The organism is Methylibium rhizosphaerae (assembly GCF_006386545.1).
In the GTDB taxonomy this organism is placed as follows: Bacteria; Pseudomonadota; Gammaproteobacteria; order Burkholderiales; family Burkholderiaceae_C; genus Pseudorivibacter; species Pseudorivibacter rhizosphaerae.
Genome location: NZ_SWAR01000116.1, coordinates 1 through 1,584, shown reverse-complemented (window position 1 = coordinate 1,584; position 1,584 = coordinate 1). Strand labels below are relative to the sequence as shown.

Genomic DNA, 1,584 nt, shown 5'->3' with positions numbered 1-1,584 from the left:
ATCGAGCTGTTCGTGCAACGCTACAACGCCGACGCCACGCCTTTCCAGTGGGTTGCCACCGCCGACTCAATCCTGCAAAAGATCGAGCGGATCGCGAAACGTATTTCTGCGACAGGACACTAGACTGCGTGCTACCGGCCGCGGACCAGCGTTCAACGACTGCAAGGACCGAAAGCGGTGCTACGCAACGCCGCGCGCCCGATGACCGCTGCACCTTCCGAACCGGACACTGGTACTTCAAATTGCGAGCGACAGTCTCGACCGACTCCTGTCGCGCGGGACGAACAGCTGCCTCCGACCCAAAGCGGAAGCCAGCACCTTCGAACGAACCGCTGCAGAGCAGCCGTTCGTCCGATAGCTCATCGTGTCAACGAAACCGATTCAAGCTCCCATGCCGCTCGATGGGGTTAGGCTCCATCTCGGTTCGCCAAAGCCTGAGAGGTCGGCTGCTACTTGACAACACCAGCCTCCCAACCATCGTAATCACCTTTGTGGGGCGCACTCACCTGACGAATGATTGCGGCGCTGTTGCCAATTGACTCAACGGAGAGCAGCATGGAACGGCTGGCCAAGGCTAACCACCGCATATCTCCCGCAGCAGACGGCCTCACTCGCACCGTGTAACCGTGCTTGGCCAGCTGTGCGGCGACGGTGTCCGCCGCCCTGCGGCTGGGCAGATAGACGTAGAAATCGACCGCATGCGGTTTGGACAAGTTTGAGCCTGCTCGCAGCAGCTGTTCGATGACCATTGCATCTTCATTTGCCTCGGATGCACAAGCTTGTTGAGTCAACAGTCCAAGTGCAAAGAAGACGAAGGCGATGGCAGCGTAGCGCTTCATATGACGCCTAACGTTCGACATGAGCGGACCGCAACGGCGCGCTCGGTGTGGCCAATGCGCACTGCAGCACCCCGCCGTTGTGGGTCCGCTCGATGGAGGGGTTAGCCGCCATTGTTGCCCTCCGATTCCAGCCAGGCAAGGAACTCAGTGACTGCGGTCGCGAAGGCGACAGCGTCGACGCGCGACGCAACAAGACCCCTGGGCGGCTCTGAAAAGAGGAGGCGCACCTGCCCGTTCGAGGAAGCAATGAACGACCTCGAGCGATCAAATGACTCGCCACCGTTGGTGAGGAAATCAAACTTGAAGTACCTGGTCGCATCGGACGCCACTTGCACCGGGGTTCGACCGTCATCCACGTAGAGCGCGTGATCGAGTAAGTCGTACAGCACGGCGTCACTCAGTTCGGAGAATGCGGGCTCGTCGAGTTCCGGTAGGCGTTTGAGAACGCCAGTGAGGTGCCTGGCGGTGACATTAAGCATGCAGGCCGGTTCGTCGATGTTGCCCAACTGCTCGCCGCCCGCCCAGATGCACATACGCCCAAAGACCCAACGATTTGAGTTTGGAATGGGCTCGTGGATGCACTCGATGGCGAATGCCGTGGGGTCACCGAATCGCATGGCGGCTAAGGATGCGCTGATCAATGAGCGCCGTCGCTCGAGTTGAACCGATGCAACGCCACGATGACATTGCGTACGCCGTGAACCACGCGGTGCGTGGCCTCACAGCGATGTCTGAATCCTCTTTC

Annotated in this window: 2 protein-coding genes; both read right to left on the bottom strand. The window is 59.8% G+C overall.

Annotation, left to right across the window (positions count from 1 at the left end):
- Nucleotides 1-449: 449 nt before the first annotated feature.
- Nucleotides 450-839: a ribonuclease E inhibitor RraB gene (locus tag E8D38_RS27630; protein WP_181179557.1), complete on the bottom strand. Its 390-nt coding sequence runs from the start codon at nucleotides 837-839 to the stop codon at nucleotides 450-452.
- A 101-nt stretch (nucleotides 840-940) separates the two neighbouring features.
- The gene (locus E8D38_RS27625) at nucleotides 941-1,456 is read right to left on the bottom strand and encodes an Imm42 family immunity protein (RefSeq protein WP_181179554.1); all 516 of its coding nucleotides are present in this window, start codon (nucleotides 1,454-1,456) and stop codon (nucleotides 941-943) included.
- Between the last annotated feature and the right edge of the window lie 128 nt (nucleotides 1,457-1,584).